The following is a 19565-nucleotide window of genomic DNA, read 5'->3' as shown; positions in this document are numbered from 1 at the left end:
CTTAAGGGCAAACCAAACAGCACTTTGATCGTCAGACAGGCTTGTATCGCCGCATCACTATACGCCTGTTGACGGCCCCGTCGACCAGATGGCGTCGCATCCCACGCCATTGAAGCGTCAAACCAGATCGACAGCGAACCTCGTCGCTTTAGGGCTGCGTTGTAAGACGACCAGTTCGTGGTCTTGTCCTTCCTGGGTGTCCAACTGCTCATGTCTTCCAGCTACCACGCTGGATTCATAACATGAATCCCATCACCCAATTGGCGCAACAAAGCCGAGCTTCGATGCAAAGGGCGGATGAGTCGAGCCGATCTTCGTCAAACTCATGCTGCTCGGAGAATTCACTCTGGCTGAGTAGAACAGTGAGCTTACCGGGCTTGAGATCAACACGCGTGACCAGCAAGAGGCAATGTATCGTACTCTTGGCGGACAGCAGTTTCGCGTTTGCGGCAGAGATCTCAGCTACCGACGCATCAAGTATGAGTTTAGCGGGCAAGTCCGGTCGGTTCAGGTTTTGACAAACTAGATCTGCGATCAGCGTCTCCAAATGTTACGCAGGCAACCGCCAGGCATCCGGAAGCTTTCGGCTGTGATCCTTTACCAGCCGGTGGGAGATGTAGTACCGAAGGCGTTTTCCGTTCTTCCTGCTATGACTGGGTGTCTATCGATCTGTGGTTTCATCGAAGAGCTTGCCAACCACACCCGCCCGCATCAGGCACTCGGCATGGGTCCACCAGTTCCAGAAACCTTATTAGAGAAAACCCAAATCAGTGGCCCAGAGTAAAGGGGCTAGACAGTTGTATGAAGGCCAGTTCTTGGTCTCGTACGTCGTAGGGGACCAGCTGCTCATGCCATCCAGCTATCACGCTGGATTCACACAGTGAATCACTCACCCCGTTTGTGCGACAAAGCCATCCCCCGGTCGGAATTGCCCCGCAGCGATTGTGCCTTGCACGTCGTCTACGACCATTGGGACTTTGGTCAAGGGCTTAGATGCACAGATAATTTCACCAAAATACCGGGCTTCAGTACGCTTGCTGAAATCTGACCGAATGCTGCAATGAAACGCCCTTGTCCTGTGACATCGGGAACCAAAATTACAGCGGGGCGTAGAATTAGGTTAACGATGTCACCCGCCTTCAAGAGACATTGCGTTACGGTCCCATCGGTGTCCGTCGTCAGGTGTTTTGGGACAGATGGCGCCCTGAACTAAGAGAGAGTGTGGCTCTGATGCTGCCTCTGCAGCCTTTATGAAGGCGATTCGGGCATCGGCAACCTGACATCCGCCGACCTCTACTTCGGTCAAGCTGAAGCACTCCTCAGACGCAGAAAGGAGATCAAAAAAACCAGACAATCCAGAAACGCCGCTTGCTGCATCAACAAAACGCGGCATAGATTGAGACAACGGCGAGCCTGATCCTCCCAAGCCAATCAAACGCTCATGTTCCAAAGCAACTGATGATAGACAGGGAGGAGCAACATCAGACGTGCAACAGGAAGGGCATTCGTCAATGCTAGAAAGAAGCTCATTCTCGATTGCGAAGATTTACGTTCCAGGCCAGCGAGCAAAAACACTGGATCCTGAGAAAGTCGAAGCGATTGCATATGACATCATGGAAAACGGGCAAATCACACCGATTCAGTTGCGTGCCGATGGTGAGAGGTTTGTGTTGATTGAAGGGCTGCATCGACTTGAGGCGCTTCGAGCGCTGGGTGAAGAAACGATTGACGGCATCCTTGTCCGCGCGAGGTTGCACTGAGATTTTCAGCACCCGTACCGGCGATCAATGACCAGCGCTTTGACGCGATCTAAGAACTCTTCCCGAGTCTCCTTCTCCGGCTTGTTCCAAGCGGTAATCAGGGCAACCAATCGGCTCTCTATGACGATCAGGTCGTTGTCGGGAACCAGCCAACTTTGGCTTGGTGAAGTTTGCAAACACCGCATACGGCCTGCGAAGTACCGCTATCATTGCTGACGTTACGTCTTATTGACTGGCCTATTGGTTCGGTATGTTGACGTAACCGTAAGCTCTGTATCAATATTTTGACTAGCTGGTCAAGAAATGACGCAAGAGACCGGTTTCTTCCCCCTTACGTGAACAAAGTCCTTTCCTAAATGCGAGCTGTCGCTGTGGATCGCCACTCACGGATTACAGGTCCTTGAGCCCTCTTTCAGGGTTCGGACCAGATCCACAGCGACACCTTTGAATGCCCAAGTGTTGAAGGAATCTGAAGATGCAAATCAAATCGTTTCTCAATCGCTTCAAGATGGCGGAACCGGCCCAAGCCTCAGTTTCAGACGATACAGACGAAGCCAATTCGGCCAAGGACAATAGGTTGCCACTGTTAGAGAAGTCAGAGCTAACTGCGCTATTCCAATCTGTGCTTGATGAAAAGCGGCATGACCTACTTGGTCTGAGGGAGTGAAAAACTGGATGCAAGTAAGTTAGACGGCCTTCAAGCTTGATGAAGTTGCGTTCTTCGCAGCCTACTCGGCATCAAGCCTGCCCCGGAGACACGGTAACGTATATGCTACCTAATCGGGGATGTTTGCAGGCCATCGGTGCCAGTCAGTTCATACCCAGTGCTTCCTTGTACATTTCCAACACTGCTTCTTCTTCCGCGACATCATCATTGTCGCGTTTGCGCAGGGCTATCAATTTGGCAAGCACACGCACATCGTAGCCTCTGCCTCGTGCTTCCGCCTTAACTTCTTTGATCTGATCCGCAATGTCCTTCTTTTCGGACTCAAGCCGTTCGATGCGCTCTACAAATTGGCGTAGTTCGCCGGCTGTTACCTTATAGGAATCTGATTGAGTTTCCTGTTCCAAGTTCTCGACCTCTCATTTCATCGTATCTTGCGAGTTTCGCTTCAAGCCGTCGTTCTGGACATTTGAATGACACAAGCAGGTAGCTTGGCTACATGAAGTTCACGTAACTGTTTGACATTGCACTTATGTTACAGATTCGCGAGGGCAAAAAAATGCCGCACGCCTTTGCTTCGGCTATCAGCATCTCTCCGTCGGGCTGCTACTGAGTGTGAAGCGCGGGATAGCGCGCCGCTGCATCTGCCGCAAGCACCCTTTAGAGACCACCCGGTCGGTTGCACCCAATGCCTCGATCCGCTAACTCCTGCGGCCAGAAGCGACTCGCACGGGGCGATCATGTTCGATTTTATCGTTTGGGCAGGCACGGCCCTTTCGCTGGCCGGATTGGCTGGCCTCGTCTGGTGCATTCTGCGCGTTCACAAGGCACGCCGGTCGGGGCTGAGCGACGAAGACTTGCGCGCCGCGGTTCAGGCGGTGTTGCCCTGGAACCTCGGCGCGCTTTTTCTGTCTGTGCTGGGTTTGATGGCGGTCATCGTCGGCATTTCGCTGGGTTGAGCGCCGGGCTAATGCCGATCGGATCAGATTGGCATATTGTCAAAGCGGGCTTCGATGAGTTCATCGCACAGATGCGCATCAAGGCGGCGCAGGCGTTTGGGCACACTGGCACCCTCTTCGCCCAAGCGGCGGATCACAGCATGCAATGCGGGTTGCAGGCGCAGGCGCCGGTCAAAGGATGCTCCGGCGATTTGCTTTTCGAGACGTTCCGCTTCCAGTATCAAGTCTTGAGCAGTCATTTTCGGTCCTCCCTGTGATCAACATTCTACTCAGAATTGTAACAACGGGAAGAAAAACTGACGGGTGATCGGCCGGAATTTATGCAATATCCCCTTTATGGCCGAAGAAACCGGCAACATTTCGCCGTTGTGCCCTGTATTGTCGCATCTTTGGTCGGGACGCGCCTTGATTGTGATCAAACTTTCTGAGTGCCCGGATTTTCCTGACAGTCAAGAACATGAACGCGGAGCAAACCAAGACGGGCGCAGACCTGGCAAAGGTTGACTTTCGGAGCTGGCCTGCAAGGCTCGACATCTGGACAGGCGGGTCGTCGCGGCATAGGAACAGGCCATGGATATTCGACCGATCACACCGCGCTATGCCGTTTCGCCACAGATTTCGGCCGAGGATGTGCCAGCCATCGCCGAGGCGGGCTTTACCCGCGTCATCTGTAACCGCCCCAATGCCGAGGTTCCCCCCAGCCATCAGGCCGACGTCATCGCCGAGGCCGTGCGCGCGGCGGGCTTGGAATTCGAAGTGCTGGAACTGACCCATCAGACCATGACACCGAAAAACATCGCGCAACAGATGGCGCTGGCCGAGGCCAGCACCGGACCGGTTCTGGCCTATTGTGCCTCGGGCACGCGCTGTTCTGTGGTATGGGCATTGGGACAATGCCCGTCGCGGACGCCAGACGATATCCTGGCGCAGACCCAAAGCGCCGGATACCAACTGGACGGGTTGCGCCCGACACTCGAGGCGCTTTGCGAAGCGGCCTCCGAAGCCAGCTAAACTCTGCTCAGCGGCTTTCAGGAGCGAGGCGCGACCCCGTTTCCCGCACCCGACGGTGTTTGGATCATTGGTGCGATTTCCCTGCCTGGATGTGACCCCTCTTGCACAGTAGGGCCGTTGGCTCTGCTTGTGGCGTGCTCTGCAGAGGGAGGTGCAATTACCGCCGGAGCGGGTGCATTCTGCGCAGGCCCGGACAGATCGTCGAAACTCTCAACATCGTCCGATTCGGAATACAGGTCGGGCGGAGCTTCGTTCAGCCGCAGAGCGCGCATCCCCCGACACTGACCCAACCGCGCCCTCGCAACCGCCCGACCGTCGATGGTCAGCAACTCGGCCTCGCCCAGTTGGCAGGGGTCCAGCGGCAACGCGTCTCCAGGTTGCAACCCGGACAGCGTAGAGAGCGGCACCTGCAAACGGGTCAGCACCACCTGCAATTCGGTCCGCATGAGCCCGAAATTATGCTCCAGCCCGACGGATTGAGACGCTGCAACTTCCGGCACGACCTCCTGTTCGAAGGGGCGATCCGACAGCACCACGGTGATCTGTCCCTGACAGGCCCCGTGCCCGATATCGACCACCAGATCGCAGAGCCGATACTGCTCCTGCTCCATGACCAGGATCAGGTCCGAGAGTTTTTTCTGTCGGCTTTCAAACCTGTAGTTGCCTAGGCACAACCAATCCTCGACCTCACCCAGCAGCGCACCCGCTTCTGCTAGCAGACGTTCGGCCAAGGGCGCCAGAAGGGCGGCATCGATGTCGGTGAAGGGCCGGTCATCGGGTGGTAGCGAGCCGACCTCGCCCATGGTCTGAAAGCGGATCATTGCTGCAGTCGCCTGGCGGTCGACACAGATCGCCGCGGTCAACCCGCCGGGTTCGCCCAGCACGAGCATCAGGCGGTGTTCCTCCAGATGTGCGGGCAACAGGTCGCGGGGAAGGCTGTTCTCAGTCGCGCCGATCACCGCCATCGCGGGCCCCGAAACACCCGCCGATGCCTGCGCCAACCCCCGGCGCAGCGCGCGCAGCAGCGGGCGGGCGGATTGCGCCGCACCCTTTGCCGCCTGCGCGATCTTGCGCGCGACTACGGTATTCACATTGCGGGGATCTGAGCTCACGGAATCGTCCGCCTGTCCGACTGTGCCATGACACCGGTTTAGGCAGTACGCGTTACCAAACCCTTACGCGTGTCCTATTCAGCGGCCATTTCCTGATTGGTCGCAAGGCTGACACGGAAACCCGCGCCGCCCTGCCCGGCCAGATAGGTCACGTTGCCGCCCAGCCGCTGCATGATTTCGCGGCAGATCGCCAGACCCAACCCGGCACCGCCTGCTTTCTCGGAACTCACACGGGCAAACTTCTCGAACACCATCGATTGGGCCTCTGCCGGGATGCCGCTGCCATTGTCGATGAAGTCCACCACCACCTGACCACCTACGTCATGAACCGAGATCTTCAGCACCGGATCGCGCGCATCGCAGTATTTCTGCGCGTTTGCGATCAGGTTGATGAAGACCTGCCCCAGCCGGTCCAGATCCGACCGCAGCGCGATACGTTCCATTGATTTCTGGCGCTTCACCACGAGCTTGCGCATGGATCCGGCCAGCGCCGAATCGAGTGCCCGGTCCAGCACCACATCCAGCCGACCGTCACGCAGGTTCAGACTGACTTGGCCACTTTCCAGCACGCTCAGGTCCAGCAGATCGTCGAGAAGCCGCGTCAGACGCAGCGCCTCGTCATGGATGATCGTGGCATAGCGGGTCTTGTCCTCGGGCAGCAGCCCGTCGGTATCCCGCAAGATCTCGGAAAAGGCGCGGATCGAGGTCATGGGCGTGCGCAATTCATGGCTGACCTGGCTGAGGAAGGAGTCCTTCTGCAGCGATATCTGGGTCAGTTTCTCATTGGCTTCCCGCAGCTTGCGCGCGGTGCGGCTGAGTTCCGATGATTTGGCCTCAAGCTGGCTGGAATACTCCATCAGCTGCGCCGATTCGTCAGCCACCGCCAGCAGATCCTGCACGGATACGGACGACCCACCGACAATCTGCCCGATCATCGCATGGGCCGCCGCCGCGCCGACCGAGCCGCCAAGCTCGCGCTCAAGCCGTTCCAGAAAGGCCGGCGTCGGGTCGGGCAGAACGCCGCGCCCGCCCTGCTGCAGGGCCTCGGCATGAAAGAACTCCTGCGCCTCGCGGGCGCCCAGAATACGCTGGGACATGATCATCAGGTCTTCGCTCTGCGCAACCAATCCGGTCCAACCCCGCGCGCTTGCGGAATGGTCGAAGACATTAACGAACTGCGCGCCCTGCAACCGTTCGAGTGGACTGGGAAAGCTCAGCAGCGACACGAAACAGAAGGCCACCGTGTTAAGCGACAGCGACCACATCACCGAATGCACGGTCGTGTCCAGGCCGGCGATGCCAAAGAGCGCATCGGGTCGCAGCCAGTGCCAGCCAAAGAGACCGTTGGTCATCACGCTTTCGGACAGCAGCCCGCTGCCGATGCCGGGCAACAGCAACGTATAGAGCCACAGCAGGAACCCGATGCTGAGGCCCACCAGTGCGCCGGCGCGCGTCGCGCCACGCCAGAACAGGCCACCGACCAGCGCCGGCAGGATCTGTGCGATCCCGGCAAAGGCGATCAGACCGATCGAGGCCAGTGCGCCGCCGCCGGTAAACCGGAAATAGAAATACCCCAGCGCCATGATCACCGCGATGGACACCCGGCGCGAGAACAGAACAATATTGCGCACATCCCCCGAGACAGACGCGCCTCCACCTTGCGAATAGAGCCAGATCGGCATCACGATATGGTTCGACACCATGGTCGACAACGCCATCGCCGCCACGATCACCATCGACGTAGCCGAAGAGAACCCCCCCAGAAACGCCAGCATGGCCAGACCGCCTTCACCCTGCGCCAACGGAATGGTCAAAACGAACAGGTCGGGATTTGCGCCTTCTGGCATCAGATCCAGCCCCACCACCGCGATGGGCACCACAAAAAGGCTCATCAGCAACAGATAGAGCGGAAAGGCCCAGGCCGCAGTGCGCAGATGCCGTTCATCATCGTTTTCGACCACCATGACCTGAAACATGCGCGGCAAGCAGACAAAGGCCGCCGCCGCCAGGAAGGTGATCGTGGCCCAGCGGCTTTTGTCGATGGTCCATGTACCGATCTCGGATTGGTCGATGCGCTGCAGCATCGGCTCGATCCCGCCGCCAATGCCCCAGACCACAAAGACACCTACCGCCAGCAGCGCCAGCAGCTTGACCACCGCCTCGATGGCGATGGCAGTGACAACGCCGTGGTGGCGTTCATTGGCGTCAAGGTTCCGAGTGCCGAACAGGATCGCAAAGACCGCAAGCCCCGCCGCCACCCAGAACGCGCTCGACCCTTCGCGATAAAACCCTTCGGGGTCGCCCTCGGCAAAGATCGAAAAGGACAGCGTGATCGATTGCAGTTGCAGCGCGATATAAGGCGTCACCGCGATCACCGCCAAAACCGTCACACAAATCGCCAGCACGTTCGACTTGCCAAAGCGCGAGGAGATCAGGTCGGCGATCGAGGTCACCCGCTGGCTGCGCCCGACGCGCACCAGCTTGCGCAACCCCCACCACCAGCCGATCATCACCAGCGTCGGACCCAGATAGATGGTCACGAACTCCAGCCCGCTGCGTGCGGCATAGCCAACAGCGCCATAAAATGTCCAGGCGGTGCAGTAGATCGAGAGCGAAAGCGTATAGATCAGCGGCGAGCGCAGCCAACGGATTCGCCCGGTCGCCGCCAACCGATCCGAGGCAAAGGCCACGCCGAACAGGAAAACCACATAGCCCAGACAAACCAGAATGAGCACATTCAGCGACGCCATCAGCCGTGCTCCGACCTGCCGGGCTCCGGCGCGCTCCATCTTCGCGCGGCCAGACCAAATAGCCCGCCGACTATGATCAGTAGGACCCAGATGCCGAAGATATAGGTGATCGCCGCCGACATCGGCACCGGATCGCCATCGCCCGATCCGTCAGGCCAAAGCAGCGGAATGGCAAAGAGCAGCGCCCCAAAGATTGGCAACAGACGCGCGGCATCGCTCAGGCGGCGGCGGCGATAGCTTTGTTTTTCCAGAAACACCGGTGGCGACTGCACCGGGCCGGGCGCGCCCTCTGGTTCGACGCTCATGTGCGGCTGGCCTGCGCATGCAGATCACGCACCGCCGTCAACACCTCGGCATTTGAAAACGGCTTGGTCATGAAACGGCTGACACCGGCCTTTTCGGCCATGTCCCGGTCGCGGGCCTGCCCGCGCGCGGTCAGCATCAGGACCGGCAGGTCCTGCATCCCGTCTAGCGCGCGCACCTCCTTGAGAATGTCCATGCCGCTCTTGCCCGGCAACATGACATCAAGGATCAGCAGATTGGGTGCTGCGGCGGTGATCACCTGCACCGCGTCGGAGCCATCAGCATGGGTATCGACCTGCCAGCCTTCGCGGCTGAGCAGGAAGCGGATCGCTTCGGTGATGTTCGGTTCATCTTCAATTAGAAGAACACGTCGGTTCATTCCGGCCCTTCCTCCCCAAAAAAGGCAATCGGGCTTGCGCCCGTCTGGTCTGCGTGGCTCAGATTAGACCCGCTGTCACGGAACTGTCAAAACTCTTCCGACAGGATCGACGGTTCGCGCCGGGCCACGCAGGACCGTCGCGGGCAGACCCGGCAAGAACTGCCCACGGGTAGCGCGTCGGCCCGATCCTGTTCATCGCTGGGAACTGGCAGGATCAACATGATCGAATGATAGACCGGGTCCACGTCGAATCCGGGAACCTCCTGCGGCCAGGCCACGGCCAGACAATCGAACTCGGCGGCACTACGCCCCAACTGCGACACGCGGCGGCGGATCGGCACCAACGGCCGGTTGAGCGCGGTAAAAAGCGGCCAGAGCGGGCAGGATTCCCCGTGGCGCGGCAACGCGAAACCGGGAATCGCCTTACGAAACACAACACTGCCCGAGGCATCACATTGTACCAGACCCACCTCATGGGCCAGCGCGCCCTCGGGCAAGGTTGCCAAGCGCCGGAACACGGCCGGAAGGTCCACCTCAAAGCGCCGCGCAAGTCCAAGCGGATCAAGGCCCAAAGCCTCCAGCGCCTTCAGAACGTCACGCAGCGGCATCGCACGCACATCGGCGGCATAAAGCGCCAGGATGTCCGCCCCCACCGCCCGCGCCGCGCCACTTTCTAGCTCCTGTAGCACTTCACTCGGCACGTCTCCCGTGGTTTCGATTTCGGGGAAGTGATGGCCGCGCGCTGCGACAAATGCCTCGACCTGTTCCAGCGGCATGCCGCGCCGGTCGGCGCTGCTGCTGTCGGTTTCATCCAGATACCCCACCAGTGCCTTGGAGCTTTCGGCCAGACGCTCGGCATCCTGATTGAGGTTGCGGTGGAAGCGGTCGCGCCATTCCGGCTCCAGATCGCCGGGCTCGGCGAGAATCGAGGCGGTCGAGCGGATCGCGGCGGCGGTGGACAGCAATTCATGCAGCGAGGCGGCCAGCAGCGGATCATGCGTCAGCCGGTCCGACAGGGTCACGACGGTGCGTTCCAGCGTGGTGATCCGCCGGTGCTGCCGCGCGACGATCTCGGCCCAGCCGGGAAAGCGACCGGCAAATTCATCAACCCGGTCGGTTTCCGCACCTGCCGGTCCCGCCTCGGCCGCCGCCTCGCCCAGCGCGGCGATCAGCGCCGCCTCGGCCCCTTCGGTCAGCATTGAGGGTTCGACCTGCAACTCGGTCGCGATATCGACCAGCAGCTTGCCGCCGATTCTACGCCGGTTATGTTCAATCAGGTTGAGGTAGGAGGCGGAAATACCCACTTTGCGGGCAAGGTCGGCTTGCCGGAACCCGCTGATCATCCGACGCTCGCGGATGCGGCTGCCTGTCAACGTGTCCCTTGCGATGGTCCGGCCCTCGGCTTTTGTGCCTCATATCAACGGCATTCTGCGCCGCGACATAAGAGAATTTACAAGATTCTCCAGCATCTGTCGAATAATTTACAGAATAAATATTCATTTCAAAGGGTTTGTTGCGCAATTTTCTTAACACCTTCCATACTTGTTTTGCACAGATAAGTGCCTGCGCCCAGCGGAGGAGGAACCGCAAAGCGCAAAATGTAATGGGAGGAACGAATGTCCAAGAATGATGTCACCCGTCGCAGGGTGCTGAAAACGGGTGCCGTGGCGGGGGCTGGTCTGGCGCTGCCGACGGTCTTCACCGCACAATCCGCAAGCGCGTTTACCAATGAGCCAACCGGCAGCAATGTTATCCTCGGCTTCAATGTGCCTCAGACCGGGCCTTATGCCGAAGAGGGCAATGACGAATTGCTGGCGCAGCAACTGGCCGTCGAACACCTCAATGGTGAAGGTGATGGCGGCTGCCTGAACACCTTCAGTTCCAAGGCGCTGAAAGGGAATGGCATCCTTGGCAAGAAGGTCGAATTCGTTACGGGCGATACCCAGACCAAATCGGACGCGGCCCGCGCATCTGCCAAGTCGATGATCGAAAAAGACGGCGCGGTAATGATCAATGGCGGGTCTTCGTCGGGCGTGGCCGTCGCGGTTCAGGGCCTGTGTCAGGAGGCGGGCGTGATCTTTATGGCTGGTCTGACCCATGCCAACGACACGACAGGCAAGGACAAGAAGGCCAACGGTTTCCGCCACTTCTTCAACGCCTACATGTCGGGCGCCGCTCTGGCGCCGGTGCTGGCCGCCGAGATGGGCAAGGAACGCCGCGCCTATCACCTGACGGCGGACTACAACTGGGGCTGGACCCAGGAAGAGTCGATTGTCGCCTCGACCGAGGCCTTGGGATGGGAAACGGTCAACACGGTGAAGACACCGCTCGCATCGACCGATTTCTCATCGTATATCGCGCCGGTCCTGAACTCGGGCGCGGATGTGCTGGTTCTGAACCACTACGGCGGCAACATGGTCAACTCGCTGACCAACGCGATCCAGTTCGGCCTGCTCGACAAGGTGGCCAACGGCAAGGACTTCAAGATCGTTGTTCCGCTCTATTCCGAATTGATGGCCGCTGGTGCGGGCGAGAACATCAAGGGCGTGCTGGGGTCGATGAACTGGAACTGGCAGTTGCAGGATGAAGGCACCAAGGCCTTCGTGAAATCCTTCGGCGAAAAGTACGACAAGCCGCCGTCCAACTCAGCCCAGACCTGTTATGCGCAGGTTCTTCTCTATGCGGATGCGGTCGAACGCGCGGGCACCTTCAACCCCTGCGGTGTTGTCGAAGCACTGGAAGATTTCGAGTTCGACGGGCTTGGCAATGGCCCGACCTGGTATCGCGGCGCAGATCATCAGTGCTTCAAAGATGTTCTGGTAGTGCGGGGCAACGAAAACCCGACCAATGCCTATGACACGCTGGAAATCGTCGAGATCACGCCGCGGGCACAGGTCGAGTACGATCCCGAGCATCCGATGTTCGCGGGCGGCAGCCTGGGCGAGTGTAACCCCGGTTCCTAACCACTCACGCAAACCGGGACCGGTCGCGAGTGATCGCGGCCGGTCAATAAGAGCGGCAGGCACAAAAGCCAAAGCCGCACCGGCCAATCCAGAGGTGGGGACAGATGGACGCCATTCTTCTGCAAATCCTGAACGGGCTCGACAAAGGCTCGGCCTATGCGCTGATCGCGCTGGGACTGACACTGATCTTCGGCACGCTGGGTGTTGTCAATTTCGCCCATGGCGCGCTGTTCATGATTGGCGCCTTCTGCGCGGTAACGCTGCAACGGGTGCTGAACCTGAGCTTCGAGACCGTAGACGAAACCCAGAAGGACTTTCTGGGCAATCCGCTCAAGGTCAAGACGCCCTATGTCGAGGCCTGGTTTGGGCCGGAAACCGGGGCCGCGATCATAGACTGGTCAGTGCCACTGGCGATCCTTGTTGCGATCCCGATCATGTTGCTGGTCGGCTACGTGATGGAGCGCGGACTGATCAAGCATTTCTACAAGCGACCCCATGCGGATCAGATTCTGGTCACCTTCGGACTTGCCATCGTCTTGCAGGAGATAGTGAAATACTTTTTTGGCGCCAACCCGATCCAGACGCCACCACCAGAGGCGCTAAGCGGATCGATCGATCTGGGCGTGTTGGTTGGATTTGACCCCAACGCAATCATCTATCCTATCTGGCGGCTGATATATTTCGCGTTTTCCACGCTGATCATCGGAGCGATTTTTGCCTTCCTGCAATTCACCACCTTTGGCATGGTCGTACGCGCTGGCATGGCGGACCGTGAAACCGTCGGTCTGCTCGGCATCAATATCGACCGGCGCTTTACCATCATGTTCGGTATAGCCGCCGCAGTCGCCGGACTGGCAGGCGTGATGTACGGCCCGCTCAACCCGCCGAATTACCATATGGGCATGGATTTCCTTGTCCTCAGCTTCGTGGTTGTTGTGGTCGGCGGCATGGGCTCGCTGCCCGGCGCGGTTCTGGCGGGGTTCCTGTTGGGTATTCTGGAAAGCTTCGCCTCAACCACCTGGGCCACCACCACGATTCCGGGCATCAACCAGATAATCATCTATCTGGTTGCAATCATCGTGCTGCTCACCCGCCCCCGCGGGCTGATGGGCCGCAAAGGCGTGATGGAGGACTGAGCCATGCTGGGACTGAACAAGAAAGACACGTCTCTGCTGCTGATCGTGGCTGTACTGACGCTGCTCGCCCCATTCATCCTGAACCCATTTCCCGAAGGCAGCGCCATGGCGCAGTTCAACGCGGGCTACCCGGACCTGATGCAGCGGTTCGTGATATTCGGGATCTTCGCCATCGGCTTCAACATCCTGTTCGGACTGACCGGGTACCTCAGTTTCGGCCACGCCGCTTTCCTGGGTGTCGGATCATACGCCGCCGTATGGATGTTCAAGTTAGTCAGCTACAACGTCATCCCAGCCATCGCGCTGAGCGTGGTTGTCGCGGGTCTGTTCTCGCTGCTAATCGGCTTTGTCAGCCTGCGCCGCTCGGGCATCTATTTCTCGATCCTGACGCTGGCATTTGCACAGATGAGCTTTGCACTGGCCTATTCAGTGCTGTCGAACCCGCGCTTCAACCTGACCAATGGCGAGACCGGTCTGCAGGTCTATGCTGATGATCCGCAATGGCTCCACCGCGACGGGTTGCCGGACCTGCCACATCTCTTTGGCTTGTCGATGCGGTCCACCTACAGGCTGGATGTCGGCGGATGGAGCTTCGATTTCAACGCGGGCTACTACCTGTGCGCGGTGATCCTGATGATCGTCTTCTATCTGTCGATCCGCATCTTCCGCTCGCCCTTTGGCATGATGCTGCGGGCGGTGAAATCGAACCAGCAGCGGATGAACTATACCGGGCTGAACTCGCGGCCCTACACGCTGGCGGCGTTCGTGATCTCTGGCATGTATGCCGGGCTGGCGGGCGGCTTGATGGCCGCGATGGATCCGCTGGCCGGTGCCGAACGTATGCAATGGACCGCCAGCGGAGAGGTAGTGTTGATGACCATCTTGGGTGGCACCGGCACCCTGATCGGGCCGGTTCTGGGCGCGGGCTTCATCAAGTATTTCGAGAACATCTTCTCGAAGATCAACGACAACGTGCTGCATGGCTGGTTCGCCTTCCTGCCCGACGGGATGGAGGATTTCATGGTCTTCATCCTGCACCCCTTCATTGGCAAGGGCTGGCACCTTACGCTTGGCTTGCTGTTCATGCTTGTTGTGATTTTCCTGCCTGGTGGTTTGGTCGAAGGGGGCCAGAGGCTGTTGAACTGGGTGCGCGGCAAGCGCAAGGACAAGAAAACCAGCGGCAAGACCGAGCCGGCGGAATAAGGGGGCGCAATGATGAGCATTCTGGAGGTTAAGGGCGTCAACAAACGCTTCGGCGGGTTGCAGGCATTGGGGGATGTGAACCTCAGCGTCAAGGAAAACTCGGTGCATGCAATCATCGGACCGAACGGCGCGGGCAAGTCCACTCTGCTGAACTGTCTCGTGGGCAAGCTGATCCCCGATACTGGCAGCGTGATGTTCGATGGCCAGTCGGTGCTGGGGCGGGCCCCTTTCGAGATCAACCAGATGGGCATCAGCAGGGTGTTTCAGACACCCGAGATTTTTGGCGAACTCACGGTGATGGAAAACATGATGATCCCGATCTTCGCCAAGCGCGACGGCGCCTTTCGCATGCATGCCTATGAGACCGTGAAGAACGAGAAACAGATCGTCGAAGCGGCAGAAGAGATGCTGGAAGAGATGAATATGTCCGACAAGCGCGACATGCATTCCGCATCGCTGTCTCGCGGTGACAAACGGCGGCTCGAGATCGGCATGTGCCTGAGCCAGCAACCGCGCCTGCTGCTGCTGGACGAGCCGACGGCGGGTATGGCGCGAGCTGATACGAACAACACGATCGACCTACTGAAACAGATCCGCGACGAACGCGACATCACCATCGCCATCATCGAGCATGACATGCATGTGGTTTTCAGCCTGGCCGACCGGATCACCGTGCTGGCGCAGGGCACACCACTGGTCGAGGACAGCCCCGAAAACATTCGCGGCAACCCCAAGGTCCGCGAAGCCTACCTGGGCGAAAGCGCGTAAGGAGAAATCACAATGAATACCAAACCCGATTTCTCCAAACATGCCAATCAGGCCAGGACCGCCCCTGCTTTCCTGTCGGTTTGGGACATGCACTCCTATTACGGCGAAAGCTATATTGTGCAAGGTGTGTCCTTCAACGTGCACGAGGGCGAGATTCTGGCGTTGTTGGGCCGCAACGGTGCAGGCAAAACCTCGACGCTCAGGTCCATCGCGCGGCTGGGCGACCCCGAGGTCAAACATGGCGAGATCTGGCTCGATCACAAACCGCTACACAAGATGGCCAGTCACGAGGCCGCCGCATCAGGGTTGGGCCTTGTGCCTGAGGATCGCCGGATCATCCCCGGCCTGACGGTAGAGGAAAATCTGCAGCTGGCCCAGATCGCGCCGCCAGTCGGCTGGTCTCTGGAGCGGCTCTATGAGTTGTTCCCGCGCTTGGGAGAGCGACGCAAACAGGAGGGCGTGACGCTATCAGGCGGCGAACAGCAGATGCTGGCCATTGCCCGTGCGCTGGCGCGGGACCTCAAAGTTCTGCTGCTGGACGAACCCTACGAAGGTTTGGCCCCGGTGATCGTTGACGAGATCGAAAAAACGCTCATGCATATCAAGGAACAGGGCATGACCACGATTATCGTCGAGCAGAACGCGGTGCGGGCGCTGGAATTGGCGGACCGCGCGGTCATTCTGGACACCGGCAGTATCGTCTTTGACGGCACCGCAGCGGAAGTGCTGGAAAGCGAAGAGATGCGCGCCGAATATCTGGCGATCTGACACAGGTCACGGATTTTTCGGATCGGCCGGTTGCCGCTGCTGCGAAAGCCATCGTAAATGTCCTCATGAATATCTGCGCTTTGACGATGGTGTATCGCGATTACTGGGCCCTGTCCCAGTGGTACGCGCATTACAGCCGGCATCTGGGCCCCGAGAACCTGTTTGTGGTGGCACACGGGGCTGATCCCAAAATTCAGGACCTGTGCCCGAACGCCAGCGTCATCACCGTCCCGCGCTACAAGTTCACCTATTTTGACCTGTCGCGGGGCCGCCTGCTGAACGGGTTTCAGGTCGGGCTGGACGAGATCTACGACTGGGTCATCCGCACCGATGTGGACGAGTTGATCTGCCTCGATCCGGACCGCTATCAGGGTTTCGCCGATTTCTTCGCCCAAAACCCCGGACGTGCCCAGTTTTCGCTGGGGTTGAATCTGGCCGAATTGCCCGACGATTCCGCACTCACGCCCGGCATGTTGGCACTGCAACACCGGCGCCGGGCGCTGTTTTCGGCCCATTACAGCAAGGCTTGGGCGGCGCGCGGACGGATCGGGTTGCGCCGGCACGGGGTCGAGATCCGGCCACGCTTTATTGACGCCTACCCCTTCTCAGTCCCGCGCGGCGCCTATCTGGTGCACCTCAAATATGCCAACGGGCAGGCACTGGCCGAGAGCGACACACACAGGATGCAGGTTGCTTCTGAGCCGGGACGCGGTACGCCCGGCCAGTCCTGGCTTGATCCTGACAACCGCAATCGCAGATTCCACGACCGTGTCCGCAACTTGCCGGTGACCGACTGGAACGAAGCCGAAGCGCAGGCCTACTCGCAGATCAGCGGCGAACCCGAACGGGAGCGCCGTATCGGCGTAATCCGTGTGCGCGATGTGGCACTCAATCTGGCCACCGATTTGCCCGGCTGGTTCCGGTCAGCTTGATCCGGTCCTATTTCTGGATGCCAGGCTGTCGCCTCTTTCTACGCCTCATCAGTCGACATCTATGCCTGTAACTCCTGTCGCCATGGGAGCAGGACGCGAGCTCAAAACCTCTGGATTACAATAAATCTGGTTTCAAACCGACGATTGTGTTTCCCCTATCCAGAATGTTTAGTACCCCAAGTTTCTTAACTCTTAAGGTTCTCGCCAATGCCTTCGAACCCATATGAATCACAACCACCAAAAGCGTTCTGGCGATCAGGTGTCTCGGAACGAAATTTGCTGGGTATTTCTGACATTTTTCAACCCAAATTCGAAATCGACCGAACTGTCCGCATTTCCTGCGCAGGAAGCTGCTTTGCACAGCATATCGGGGCGCAGTTCAAGAAGCGTGGATTCAACTATATCGACCTGGAGACGCCGCCCCCGGCGCTGTCTCGCGAGCGTTGGCATGTATTTGGCTATGACCTCTATTCGGCGCGTTACGGCAACATCTACACGCCACGGCAACTTATCCAGATGCTTGCCCGCGCGCGTGACGAGTTGAAACCAGTTGAAGCCGCCTATATCGATGATAACGGACGCGCGCGCGACCCGTTCCGCCCCGCTATCGAACCTGACGGCTTTGCTGATATCGACGAACTTGAATCGGATCGACGCTATCACCTGTCTCAAGTCGACTCGATGTTGGATCAAACTGACCTGTTCGTCTTTACGCTTGGATTGACCGAGGCCTGGGAATGTATTGGTGACAGCGTGGTTCTGCCAACCTGCCCGGGGACGGTGGGTGGAACCTTCGATCCAGCGAAATATCGCTTCAAGAATTTCGACTACGAAGAAACGTTGCAGGACATGAACGCCTTCATCGCGCTTGCGCGCGAAAAGAACCCAAAGATGAAATTTCTGCTGACCGTCTCGCCTGTGCCGCTCACCGCAACTGCGACCGATCAGCATGTTCTGCCCGCTACAATATACTCCAAATCGGTGCTGCGTGCAGTTGCTGGCGCACTCTCACAGAAGCACGATTTCGTCGATTATTTTCCCTCCTACGAACTCATCGCCTCTCATCCCATGCGCGCGATGTATTACATGCCAAACTTGCGAAATGTTGCCGCCGAAGGCGTCGCGCAGGCCATGGATGTATTCTTTTTCGCGATCGGCGATCAGTCAGCAGACATCGAAAGATCTGATCAGGCAACACCCGTCGAGGCCTCCTCTGACGACCTTGTTTGTGAAGAAGCCATTTTGGAGACTTTCAGTCAATGAGCCTCTTTATCTGCGGAAACTCTCATACCGCGGCAATCAAGCAGGGCATGATCCGGGTTGGAAAAAAACCTGCCGACGTCCATATCTTTGCGCTGGGTAGCGGCGCCTATGAAACAGCGCCGTTCAGCGACTTGCGGAATGACCGAGTATTCTTCTCGGAACCGCTCTTTACCGAACGGCTCAAGACCGCGACCTCTGAAGAGTCAATCGATGACTCACATATCTGGGGCCTGGTGACCGGGACCCATAACAGCCGAATACTCCGAGGAGAGTTCTGGAAGCAGGCGGCTCCAACCTATCTCGACCACCCCAACCTGCGGCCGGTTTCAAGGGCTGTCGTCGACGCGATCATCGATGACGATCAGAGATACATCAGGACTTTCCTTGCGCAACTCAAGCAGATCAACGCTAAGTTCTTTGTTATTTCCTGCCCACCGGTGCGGCGCAATAGTGTCATCGCCGAAAGCGGTATTCCACTTGATGTCATCGCGGCGATCGACAGTCGCGCGCGACAGCGTTTCACCGATTGGCTGACCGAACAGGGCATTCCCTTTATCGCGCCGCCCGAGGGCACAATCGACGATCAGGGGTTTCTTCTGAACGAGTATTCACAGCAAAAAACGGTCGGTGGGAAACGCGACCCGCATCATGCAAACGCGGATTACGGGACGCTCATGTACAAAAAGGTTCAGGAGTTTCTCGCGCAAAACTACCCAGATGCGATGCAGGCGGCATCCTGACCTCGAACAGGGGCCGAACCCATTGGTTTTTTGCCTGCCGATCTAACCGCAATCAGAACCTGAAACGATGAAATGCGGATGGAGAGGCAAACACCAAAGGGTCAAACGGTATCGCGTGACGGGTACGAGCGCGCATTTTCCTTCAAATCCGCCGAAATACCGGTCACCATGGGAGCATGAGCGATCCCGCCTTCGAATATGCCCCCATCGGCCTCGTGGAACTGGAAAACCGCGTCATCCGACGTTGCAATCTGTATTTCGCCAAGATGTTCGGCGGCGACGAAGAGGACTATCGCGATATGCCTCTTTTGCATCTCTACCCCAGCCAGGCGGATTTCGAACGGATCGGCGCGCGCAGCCTGACGGTAATGCGCGAAACCGGCTATTACTCGGACGAGCGTATCATGCGCCGCCGCGACGGCGATCTGTTTTGGTGCCGGGCACGTGGCAAATCGCTGACACCGGATGATCCGTTCCGCCACGGGATCTGGAGTTTCTCGGACATATCCGAGGATCGCCCGGTGGTTGAACTGACTCCGCGCGAGCGGGATGTGGCCATCCTGTCCTGTCGTGGGCTGTCGGCAAAAGAGGTCGGCGCGGAACTGGGCTTAAGCTATCGTACCATCGAGGCGCATCGCGCGCGGCTGTTGGAAAAATTCGGGGCGCGCAAATTGCCCGAACTTGTGGCCAAATTATCGGGGATGCCGCTGTGATGGCGGTTGCTACTCGCAATTCAATGCACGAAGCCCCATTTAGCCCTGGGACACGGCGCTTTCCATGGCCGGAAGCTTGGCCTATAACGCCGCGTAAAGTTGAGGTCCGAAGCACAAGGACCAAGGGGAACGTCGAGGACT

The 19565-nt window shown here is 58.6% G+C and carries 21 protein-coding genes; 13 read left to right on the top strand and 8 right to left on the bottom strand.

Annotation, left to right across the window (positions count from 1 at the left end; all coding sequences use genetic code 11):
• Positions 1 to 212, bottom strand: a 212-nt coding sequence (locus AB1E33_RS22180; RefSeq protein ID WP_372578161.1) for a transposase, incomplete at its 3' end; no start/stop codon positions are given.
• A 1275-nt stretch (positions 213 to 1487) separates the two neighbouring features.
• Here AB1E33_RS22180 and AB1E33_RS22175 point away from each other — a divergent pair.
• Both AB1E33_RS22175 and AB1E33_RS22170 read left to right on the top strand, forming a co-directional pair.
• On the top strand, positions 1488 to 1760 hold the full coding sequence (locus tag AB1E33_RS22175) for a ParB N-terminal domain-containing protein (protein WP_372579420.1): 273 nt from the start codon (positions 1488 to 1490) through the stop codon (positions 1758 to 1760).
• Between the two features lie 475 nt (positions 1761 to 2235).
• On the top strand, positions 2236 to 2427 hold the full coding sequence (locus AB1E33_RS22170; RefSeq protein WP_372579419.1) for a hypothetical protein: 192 nt from the start codon (positions 2236 to 2238) through the stop codon (positions 2425 to 2427).
• 143 nt (positions 2428 to 2570) lie between these two features.
• Here AB1E33_RS22170 and AB1E33_RS22165 read toward each other — a convergent pair whose 3' ends face one another.
• A complete protein-coding gene (locus AB1E33_RS22165) occupies positions 2571 to 2831 on the bottom strand; it encodes a DUF2312 domain-containing protein (RefSeq protein WP_372579418.1) in 261 nt (86 codons plus the stop codon).
• Between the two features lie 333 nt (positions 2832 to 3164).
• Here AB1E33_RS22165 and AB1E33_RS22160 point away from each other — a divergent pair, with 333 nt between their 5' ends.
• The gene (locus AB1E33_RS22160; protein WP_372579417.1) at positions 3165 to 3383 is read left to right on the top strand and encodes a hypothetical protein; all 219 of its coding nucleotides are present in this window, start codon (positions 3165 to 3167) and stop codon (positions 3381 to 3383) included.
• Positions 3384 to 3406: 23 nt separating this feature from the next.
• Here AB1E33_RS22160 and AB1E33_RS22155 read toward each other — a convergent pair whose 3' ends face one another.
• A complete protein-coding gene (locus AB1E33_RS22155) occupies positions 3407 to 3622 on the bottom strand; it encodes a hypothetical protein (RefSeq protein ID WP_372579416.1) in 216 nt (71 codons plus the stop codon).
• A 331-nt stretch (positions 3623 to 3953) separates the two neighbouring features.
• On the opposite strand from AB1E33_RS22155, the gene AB1E33_RS22150 reads away from it, so the two are divergent.
• Positions 3954 to 4394 (top strand): protein tyrosine phosphatase family protein, encoded by a 441-nt coding sequence (locus tag AB1E33_RS22150; RefSeq protein ID WP_372579415.1) that lies wholly within the window; start codon positions 3954 to 3956, stop codon positions 4392 to 4394.
• A gap of 17 nt (positions 4395 to 4411) precedes the next feature.
• Here AB1E33_RS22150 and AB1E33_RS22145 read toward each other — a convergent pair whose 3' ends face one another.
• The 5 genes from AB1E33_RS22145 to AB1E33_RS22125 all read right to left on the bottom strand — a co-directional run bounded on the left by AB1E33_RS22145 (position 4412) and on the right by AB1E33_RS22125 (position 10326).
• A complete protein-coding gene (locus AB1E33_RS22145; protein WP_372579414.1) occupies positions 4412 to 5506 on the bottom strand; it encodes a FliM/FliN family flagellar motor C-terminal domain-containing protein in 1095 nt (364 codons plus the stop codon).
• Positions 5507 to 5580: 74 nt separating this feature from the next.
• Positions 5581 to 8256 carry an ATP-binding protein gene (locus AB1E33_RS22140; protein ID WP_372579413.1) on the bottom strand — a complete coding sequence of 892 codons (2676 nt, stop codon included), beginning with the start codon at positions 8254 to 8256 and terminating at the stop codon, positions 5581 to 5583.
• The gene (locus tag AB1E33_RS22135) at positions 8256 to 8561 is read right to left on the bottom strand and encodes a hypothetical protein (protein ID WP_372579412.1); all 306 of its coding nucleotides are present in this window, start codon (positions 8559 to 8561) and stop codon (positions 8256 to 8258) included. Before AB1E33_RS22135 ends, AB1E33_RS22140 begins: the two co-directional genes overlap by 1 nt.
• Complete coding sequence (locus tag AB1E33_RS22130; RefSeq protein ID WP_372579411.1) at positions 8558 to 8938, bottom strand: response regulator transcription factor; 381 nt, start codon at positions 8936 to 8938, stop codon at positions 8558 to 8560. The genes AB1E33_RS22135 and AB1E33_RS22130 overlap by 4 nt, the downstream gene beginning before the upstream one ends.
• An 86-nt stretch (positions 8939 to 9024) precedes the next feature.
• On the bottom strand, positions 9025 to 10326 hold the full coding sequence (locus tag AB1E33_RS22125; protein WP_372579433.1) for a short-chain fatty acyl-CoA regulator family protein: 1302 nt from the start codon (positions 10324 to 10326) through the stop codon (positions 9025 to 9027).
• 228 nt (positions 10327 to 10554) lie between these two features.
• Between AB1E33_RS22125 and AB1E33_RS22120 the strand changes: the two genes are divergently transcribed.
• The 9 genes from AB1E33_RS22120 (at position 10555) to AB1E33_RS22080 (ending at position 19424) form a co-directional block, all read left to right on the top strand.
• Positions 10555 to 11901, top strand: a complete 1347-nt coding sequence (locus AB1E33_RS22120; protein ID WP_372579410.1) for an ABC transporter substrate-binding protein — start codon at positions 10555 to 10557, stop codon at positions 11899 to 11901.
• Between the two features lie 104 nt (positions 11902 to 12005).
• Entirely contained in the window at positions 12006 to 13037 is a 1032-nt protein-coding gene (locus AB1E33_RS22115; RefSeq protein WP_372579409.1) for a branched-chain amino acid ABC transporter permease, read from the top strand.
• A 3-nt stretch (positions 13038 to 13040) separates the two neighbouring features.
• Entirely contained in the window at positions 13041 to 14240 is a 1200-nt protein-coding gene (locus AB1E33_RS22110) for a branched-chain amino acid ABC transporter permease (RefSeq protein WP_372579408.1), read from the top strand.
• 12 nt (positions 14241 to 14252) lie between these two features.
• Positions 14253 to 15008, top strand: coding sequence for an ABC transporter ATP-binding protein (locus AB1E33_RS22105; RefSeq protein WP_372579432.1), 756 nt, complete (start codon positions 14253 to 14255; stop codon positions 15006 to 15008).
• A gap of 12 nt (positions 15009 to 15020) precedes the next feature.
• Positions 15021 to 15776, top strand: a complete 756-nt coding sequence (locus tag AB1E33_RS22100) for an ABC transporter ATP-binding protein (RefSeq protein ID WP_372579407.1) — start codon at positions 15021 to 15023, stop codon at positions 15774 to 15776.
• 65 nt (positions 15777 to 15841) lie between these two features.
• Positions 15842 to 16708: a glycosyltransferase family protein gene (locus AB1E33_RS22095; protein ID WP_372579406.1), complete on the top strand. Its 867-nt coding sequence runs from the start codon at positions 15842 to 15844 to the stop codon at positions 16706 to 16708.
• A gap of 207 nt (positions 16709 to 16915) precedes the next feature.
• Complete coding sequence (locus AB1E33_RS22090) at positions 16916 to 17971, top strand: GSCFA domain-containing protein (RefSeq protein ID WP_372579405.1); 1056 nt, start codon at positions 16916 to 16918, stop codon at positions 17969 to 17971.
• A complete protein-coding gene (locus tag AB1E33_RS22085) occupies positions 17968 to 18711 on the top strand; it encodes a hypothetical protein (RefSeq protein WP_372579404.1) in 744 nt (247 codons plus the stop codon). The genes AB1E33_RS22090 and AB1E33_RS22085 overlap by 4 nt, the downstream gene beginning before the upstream one ends.
• Before the next feature lie 176 nt (positions 18712 to 18887).
• Positions 18888 to 19424, top strand: coding sequence for a LuxR C-terminal-related transcriptional regulator (locus AB1E33_RS22080; RefSeq protein WP_372579403.1), 537 nt, complete (start codon positions 18888 to 18890; stop codon positions 19422 to 19424).
• Positions 19425 to 19565 lie beyond the last annotated feature (141 nt).

The organism is Ruegeria hyattellae (genome assembly GCF_041537925.1).
Classification (GTDB): Bacteria; Pseudomonadota; Alphaproteobacteria; order Rhodobacterales; family Rhodobacteraceae; genus Ruegeria_C.
Note: the sequence above shows the minus strand (reverse complement) of the source record. Positions and strands in the feature narration are given on the sequence as shown.

Coding starts and splice junctions, on each gene's coding strand:
- AB1E33_RS22120 (WP_372579410.1), top strand. CDS start 10,555: ATGTCCAAGAATGATGTCACCCGTCGCAGGGTGCTGAAAACGGGTGCC.
- AB1E33_RS22090 (WP_372579405.1), top strand. CDS start 16,916: ATGCCTTCGAACCCATATGAATCACAACCACCAAAAGCGTTCTGGCGA.
- AB1E33_RS22130 (WP_372579411.1), bottom strand. CDS start 8,938: ATGAACCGACGTGTTCTTCTAATTGAAGATGAACCGAACATCACCGAA.
- AB1E33_RS22095 (WP_372579406.1), top strand. CDS start 15,842: ATGAATATCTGCGCTTTGACGATGGTGTATCGCGATTACTGGGCCCTG.
- AB1E33_RS22110 (WP_372579408.1), top strand. CDS start 13,041: ATGCTGGGACTGAACAAGAAAGACACGTCTCTGCTGCTGATCGTGGCT.
- AB1E33_RS22160 (WP_372579417.1), top strand. CDS start 3,165: ATGTTCGATTTTATCGTTTGGGCAGGCACGGCCCTTTCGCTGGCCGGA.
- AB1E33_RS22080 (WP_372579403.1), top strand. CDS start 18,888: ATGAGCGATCCCGCCTTCGAATATGCCCCCATCGGCCTCGTGGAACTG.
- AB1E33_RS22085 (WP_372579404.1), top strand. CDS start 17,968: ATGAGCCTCTTTATCTGCGGAAACTCTCATACCGCGGCAATCAAGCAG.
- AB1E33_RS22100 (WP_372579407.1), top strand. CDS start 15,021: ATGAATACCAAACCCGATTTCTCCAAACATGCCAATCAGGCCAGGACC.
- AB1E33_RS22135 (WP_372579412.1), bottom strand. CDS start 8,561: ATGAGCGTCGAACCAGAGGGCGCGCCCGGCCCGGTGCAGTCGCCACCG.
- AB1E33_RS22155 (WP_372579416.1), bottom strand. CDS start 3,622: ATGACTGCTCAAGACTTGATACTGGAAGCGGAACGTCTCGAAAAGCAA.
- AB1E33_RS22150 (WP_372579415.1), top strand. CDS start 3,954: ATGGATATTCGACCGATCACACCGCGCTATGCCGTTTCGCCACAGATT.
- AB1E33_RS22105 (WP_372579432.1), top strand. CDS start 14,253: ATGAGCATTCTGGAGGTTAAGGGCGTCAACAAACGCTTCGGCGGGTTG.
- AB1E33_RS22170 (WP_372579419.1), top strand. CDS start 2,236: ATGCAAATCAAATCGTTTCTCAATCGCTTCAAGATGGCGGAACCGGCC.
- AB1E33_RS22115 (WP_372579409.1), top strand. CDS start 12,006: ATGGACGCCATTCTTCTGCAAATCCTGAACGGGCTCGACAAAGGCTCG.
- AB1E33_RS22140 (WP_372579413.1), bottom strand. CDS start 8,256: ATGGCGTCGCTGAATGTGCTCATTCTGGTTTGTCTGGGCTATGTGGTT.